General features: G+C 75.8%; 4 protein-coding genes and 1 pseudogene (1 of these 5 running past the window's edge). 2 read left to right on the top strand and 3 right to left on the bottom strand.

All coding sequences use genetic code 11. The features are described 5' to 3' along the window. Together D455_RS30500 and D455_RS0114705 are read right to left on the bottom strand one after the other, a co-directional pair. A pseudogene (locus D455_RS30500) lies at positions 1-963 on the bottom strand (SDR family oxidoreductase); it reaches 482 nt to the left of the window's first position. Positions 964-1,281: 318 nt separating this feature from the next. Then, positions 1,282-2,508: a lycopene cyclase family protein gene (locus D455_RS0114705; RefSeq protein WP_017571474.1), complete on the bottom strand. Its 1,227-nt coding sequence runs from the start codon at positions 2,506-2,508 to the stop codon at positions 1,282-1,284. Positions 2,509-2,570: 62 nt separating this feature from the next. Between D455_RS0114705 and D455_RS0114710 the strand changes: the two genes are divergently transcribed. Both D455_RS0114710 and D455_RS0114715 read left to right on the top strand, forming a co-directional pair. After that, positions 2,571-3,422, top strand: coding sequence for a class I SAM-dependent methyltransferase (locus D455_RS0114710; RefSeq protein ID WP_017571475.1), 852 nt, complete (start codon positions 2,571-2,573; stop codon positions 3,420-3,422). Continuing rightward, positions 3,412-4,989 (top strand): FAD-dependent oxidoreductase, encoded by a 1,578-nt coding sequence (locus tag D455_RS0114715; protein WP_017571476.1) that lies wholly within the window; start codon positions 3,412-3,414, stop codon positions 4,987-4,989. Before D455_RS0114710 ends, D455_RS0114715 begins: the two co-directional genes overlap by 11 nt. A gap of 125 nt (positions 4,990-5,114) precedes the next feature. On the opposite strand, the gene D455_RS0114720 is transcribed toward D455_RS0114715, so the two are convergent. Then, positions 5,115-6,088, bottom strand: a 974-nt coding sequence (locus D455_RS0114720; RefSeq protein ID WP_026122637.1) for a DUF5914 domain-containing protein, incomplete at its 5' end; no start/stop codon positions are given.

Below are 6,088 nucleotides of genomic sequence, written 5' to 3' on the forward strand. Positions count from 1 at the left end.
GTCGGACGGGGCGCTCGGCCAGCCCGCCGAGGACCACCGGGTGTCCACGCGGGACTCGTCGACCCGGCGCAGCGCCAGCTCCACGGCCCGGTCGAAGCCGATCCTGTCGTGATCCCCCAGCAGCACGGACAGGTCGTCCTCGCCGGTCACCGCGTCGTGCCGCAGCGACTCCACCAGCGGCCGGGCGACCGCTGGCGGGACCGGGGTCACCAGCCCCACCCACAGGCTCGACAGGCCCGGCGAAAGAACCGGGACCGGAATGATCAGCCGCCTGGTGATCCCCGCGACCCGGGCGAAGCGCTGGATCATCTCGGCGTAGCTGAGCACCTCCGGGCCCCCGATGTCGAAGGCCCGGTTCACCCCGTCGGGCAGCTCGGCCGCCTCCACCAGCAGCCGCAGCACGTCGCGCACGGCGACGGGCTGCACGCGGCTGCGCACCCAGCGGGGCGTGGTCATCACCGGCAGGCGCTCGGTGAGGTGGCGCAGCATCTCGAAGGAGGCCGAACCGGAACCGAGGACGACCGCCGCGCGCAGCACGGCGGTGGGCACGCCCGACTCCAGCAGGATCCGGCCGACCTCCTCGCGCGAGGCCATGTGCGGCGACAGGCGGACCCCCTCCGGCGCGAGGCCGCCCAGGTAGACCAGCCGGGACGTGCCCGCCTCCGCCGCCGCGCGCGCGACGTTGCGCGCGGCCTCGGCGTCGGTGTCGGCGAAGTCGCGCCCGCCGGACATCGAGTGCACCAGGTAGTAGGCGGTGTCGGCGCCCTCGAACGCCTCGGCGAGTCCCTCGCCGCTGACGACGTCGCCCCGCACCGCCTCCACGCGGTCGCGCCAGGGGTGGTCGCGCAGCTTCTCCGGGGTGCGCGCCAGGCAGCGGACGCGGTACCCGGCCGCGAGCAGCTCGGGCACCAGGCGCCCGCCGACGTAGCCGGTGGCCCCGGTGACCAGGGCGGTCCGGGTCATCCCGCCGCTCCGGCCGTGCCGAGGCCCGCCGCCCCGCCCCCGGCGGGTCCGGCACCGGCACGGTGGACCACGATGGAACGGCGGTCGGCCGGATGTGTGGTGTCCAGGTCCATGCTGCTTCCCCTCCGCCGCTCTCCCCGCCAAGGTTCTACGCACGCGGTGCGCGTCACAAGCCGCAACGCCCGGGGAGCCGTGTTCGATGCGCCCGGCCCCGCGGACGGTGGGCGGCGGCCCGCCGGGCGTGTGGACGCCGACCGGGCGGAACTCCTCCCGGGAGAAGCTCCGCGCGGGCGCGGCACGGTGGCGGCCCGTTCACGCTCACCGACGCCGTGCGGGTACCGGTGCCGGACTGACGGCCCCCCGCCCGCGTCCTCCGACCAGCGAGTACCACAGCTGGTCCGCCGTGGTCAGCGACATGGCCGCGACGGGCGTGCTCAGGCCCATCGCCAACTCCCGGCGCAGTGACGATCCCCCGTCGAGGAAGGCCAGGACGTCCCCGAGGCGGTTGGCCCCGAACAGCCCGGCGAAGAACTCCGCGCCCCCGACCCGGCCGGTGTCCAGGGCCCGCAGCATGACCGCGTCCATCGCCAGGTGGCGGCGTCGGTACGGTACCGGAGGAACCGGGACGCGCCCCTCCGCCAGCGCCCGCGCCACGGCGGCCGCCTGGCGCCGCACACCGCTGAACGTGTACCCGGTCGAGGGCCGGGTGGCGCCTCCCGCGGTGCCCACCCGGAACACGCGCCGCCCCACGCGGGTCCGGAAGCGGGCGTCGGTCATCGGGATGACGCCCTGTTCGGCCGCCGTCACCTCCCACTCCCCCAGCCCCAGCAGACCGCAGTAGTCCCTGAGCGCGCGCTCGTACCCGGCCGTGGTCAGCGCCTCGCGGCCGAACTCGGTGTACTCCACCAGCGCCTCGCGAGCCGACAGCGGCAGCACGTAGCCGAAGGCCACGCCGTGGGCGGGCTGGGGAGGGCGCAGGTCCATCAGCAGGGCCGCCCCGGGGTCGAAGGCGTCGGCGGACGTGCGCACGAACCAGCCGCGGAAGTGCTGGAGCAGGTGCGTGCGTCCGCGCGGGACGGGCCGGGCCGGACGTGAGTCGAACACCCACGCGGCGGTCAGGGAACGCCGTCCCCCGCCGGGTTCCGCACCCTCCACCACGGCGTGCCCCTCTCCGTCGCGGACCCCGGTGACCAGCAGCGGAAGCGGGTCCACGTCCCCACCCGCCGTGGCCCGCACGTGCGCGTCCACGTCGGCCGACCTCAGCATCTTGTACACGTAGGGCGCGGCGGAGGAGGAGTGGACGGTCCCGTCGGGCCCCAGAACGGACAGGCGCTCCCAGCGTGCGGCCAGGAGGTGGTCCCAGGGACCCCCGTCGGGTTCCCAGAAGCACCACGTGCGCGGCGGCGGGGTGTGGGGACCCGGCGGCGGCTCCACGAGGGCGACGCGCAGCGGCCGGCCACGTCGGTCGTTGACCCCGCTGAGCTGGTGGGTCAGGGTGAGCCCAGCGGCGCCCCCGCCGATGATCGCCACGTCGTAGTCGGCCATGCCTCCCAGCATGCATCGGAGGGCCCGCGCACGCATGCCGACACCCGCTCGGAGAGGAGCCCGTGGACACCACGACGTGCGAGATGAAGGACGGCGCGGTCACCGACGAGTTCGACCACGCCTCCGAGGCCTACGACCGGCTCGTGGCCGCCAACCCCGGTTACCACGCCCACCTGCGGATCTCCGCACGGCGTCTGGGGCTGCCCGGCCGGGGCTCGGGACTGCGCCTGCTCGACCTCGGCTGCGGCACGGGGGCCTCCACCGCCGCCCTGCTGCACGCCCTGCCCCGGGCCCGGATCGCGGGCGTGGACGCCTCGCGCGGAATGTTGGACGCGGCCCGCGCCAAGCGCTGGCCGGCCGGAGTCTCCTTCCACCAGGCGCGGGCCGAGGAGCTGACCCCCGACTGGGCCGCCGAGCATCTGGGCGGGCCGGTGGACGCGGTGTTCGGCGCCTACCTGATCCGCAACTGCCCCGATCCCGACGCCCTGCTCTCGTCCGTGCGCGCCCTGCTGCGACCCGGGGGGCGGATCGTCCTCCACGAGTACTCCGTGGCCGACTCGGCGGCGGCGCGGGCGGTGTGGTCGGCGGTGTGCTGGGGGGTGGTGATCCCCGCGGGGCGGGTGCTGACCGGACGCGCCGACCTGTTCCGCTACCTGTGGCGCAGCGTCCTGGAGTTCGACGGCCGCGGCGCCCTGTTGGAGCGGATGCGCCGTGCGGGTCTGGAGTCGGTGGCCAGTGCCCCTCTGCCGGGCTGGCAGCACGGGATCACGCACACCTTCGCCGGTCGGCGGCCACCCGACCGGGGACCGTCCGGACAGGACCCGCCGGGCGCGGGTGAGCGGGCTCCGCACCCCCCGGGGGAGCCCGGTCCGCGTCCGCTCCCCACGCCGGAGGAACCCGCCGATGACCGCTGACCGCGCCCGTGCCGCCGACCGGCCCCGGGACGTCCGTGATCCGCTGGCCGAGGCCGTCGAGCCCGCGCCGCCGCTGGGACCGCGCACCGACGGCGTGCCCCGTGTGGCCGTGGTCGGCGGCGGCATCGCCGGACTCGCGGCGGCCTGCGCGCTGGTCGAGCGGGACGTGGACGTGACGGTGTTCGAGCGCGAGCCCTCGCTCGGCGGACGGCTGCGCGGCTGGGCCACGACGCTCACGGACGGGTCGTCGGCGACCATGTCCCGGGGGTTCCACGCGTTCTTCCGGCAGTACTACAACCTGCGCGCCCTGCTGCGCCGCGCGGACCCCGGGCTCGGCTGCCTGGTCCCGCTCACCGACTACCCGCTGACGCACCGGAACGGTCCGCGCGACCGCTTCTCGGGGCTGCCCGCGACCCCGCCGTGGAACGCGGCCGCCATGGCGGTGACCAGCCCGAGCTTCCCGCCGCGCGACCTGGCGCGGGTCAACGTGCCCGCCGCCCTGCAACTGCTCGACGTGGACGTGCCCGGCGTGTACGGGCGCCTCGACCACCTCAGCGCCGACTCCTTCCTGGACGCGGTGCGCTTCCCGCCCACGGCCCGGCACCTGGCCTTCGAGGTGTTCAGCCGCAGCTTCTTCGCCGACCCGGGGAGCATGTCGGCCGCCGAGCTGGCGGTGATGTTCCACGTCTACTTCCTCGGTTCGTCCGAGGGGCTGGTGTTCGACGTACCGGGATCACCGTTCCCGCAGGCCCTGTGGGACCCCCTGGAGCGCCACCTGGCCAAGCACGGGGTCCGGCTGCGGACCGGTGTCGCGGTGGAGGAGGTGCGCCGGGGCCGGGAGCGCCGGTTCGCGGTACGCGCCGAGGAGCCGGAGGAGGACTTCGACGCCGTGGTGCTCGCCGCCGACCCCGCCGGGGCCCGGGGCCTGGTGGCGCACTCGCCGGAGCTGGGCGAGCCCGGATGGCGCGACCGGGTGTCGCGCGTGCGGACGGCTCCCCCGTTCCTGGTGTCGCGCTACTGGCTGGACCGGCCGGTGCGCCCGCACCGGCCCGCATTCCTGGGAACGGCGGGCCACCCCACGCTGGACAACGTCAGCGTGCTGGAACGCTACGAGGACGAGGCCTACGAGTGGACGCGGCGTACCGGGGGATCCGTGGTGGAGCTGCACGCGTACTCGCTGGAGGAGGGGTGCCACCCCGAGTACGAGCGGCACAGGCTGTGGGACCAGGCCGAGGCCGTCTACCCGGAGCTGCGTGAGGCCCGGGCGGTGGACTCCCGGCACGAGCTGCGCGCGGACTGCCCGCTGTTCGCTCCCGGAAGCCACGGGGAACGGTGCGGCGTGGTCACCCCCGACCCGTTCGTGGTGATGGCGGGCGACCACGTGCGCACGGACCTGCCCGTGGCCCTGATGGAACGCGCCGCCACCAGCGGCTTCCTCGCCGCCAACGCGCTGCTGGCGCGGTGGGGGCGGCCGGGTCACACGGTGTGGACCGTGCCCCGGCGGGGGAGGTCGGCGCCGCTGCGGGCCCTCGCCCGCTGGGCCCGGCGGACGCCGCGCTCCCGCTGACGGGTCGGAGGACCCGTCGTGCGGGCGCGTCCTGAACGGTGGTTCCGCGCCCGCGTCCTCGCGGGAGTCCCGCCGCGCGACCCCCGGGACGGCGCTCGACGCGCCGGTGATCCCCGGGGGAGGCCTCAGCCGGGCCAGCGGCCGGTGCTCCTGAGCAGGTAGCGGCGCTCCGCGTACGCCAGGTCGTCCCTCCACAGGCGCCGGGCGGTCATCCGCATGGCGGGCCGCAGCACCGCCCCGGCCACCTTCCGGGCCACCGCGAACCCGGTCCTCTCCGAGCTGGCGACCGTGGCCTCGATGACCGCCGTGCGCGGCACCCCGTTCCCGTCCACGCCCAGCGGGGTGGCGTGCGTCTCCACCACGCTGCCCCGGCCCTCGCCCTCGATGATGCGCATGACCACCGTGCGCGGTTCCGGGCAGTGGAACTCCGCGCGCACCGGCACACCCCACCTGCCCGCCACCCGGAAACCCACGTCCACCACCATCCGGTCCGGGTCCGGGTCGGCCCCCTCCGGCACCTCGGTCACCTTCAGCCCCACGAACGAGTAGGGGTGGAACCACGAGCCGTGCCAGGGATCGAGACGGTTGGCCACCACGTCCTCGGGTTCGCACCGACCGGCCAAACTCTCCACCGCGGTCAGGCTCCCGGCCGCGTCGGGACGCTCGGGAACCACCGGCTCCTCCAGGGGTTCCTCACCACCCTCCCGGTCCAGGCGCACCCACACCAGCACGCCGTCGTCGTGCACCGGGTGGGGGGACCACCCGGGGAAGCCCTCCTCCCCCAGCGACAACCCGTGCCACCGGCACACCAGGCGTCCGGAGTCCACCGCGCCCCGGCACAGCGGCGCCCCCAGGTGGGGGCAGGCACCGGGCCCCGCGTGCGCGGTCCCGTCCGGGGTGCGCCAGGCGACCAGCTCGGTTCCCGCGACGACGCGCCCGAACGGCCGGTCCGCACGCACCTCGGTACTCGCGGCCAGCACGAACCAGTTGCCCGACGGCCGCGCGAGCGCGCGTTTGAGAGCCGCCCCGATGACGGCGGGCGCCCCCTCCCTCCAGGTGGGCTCCTGCTTGTTCCAGGTGGTGGCGGGCATGCGGCGCA

The organism is Nocardiopsis halotolerans DSM 44410 (assembly GCF_000341065.1).
In the GTDB taxonomy this organism is placed as follows: domain Bacteria; phylum Actinomycetota; class Actinomycetes; order Streptosporangiales; family Streptosporangiaceae; genus Nocardiopsis; species Nocardiopsis halotolerans.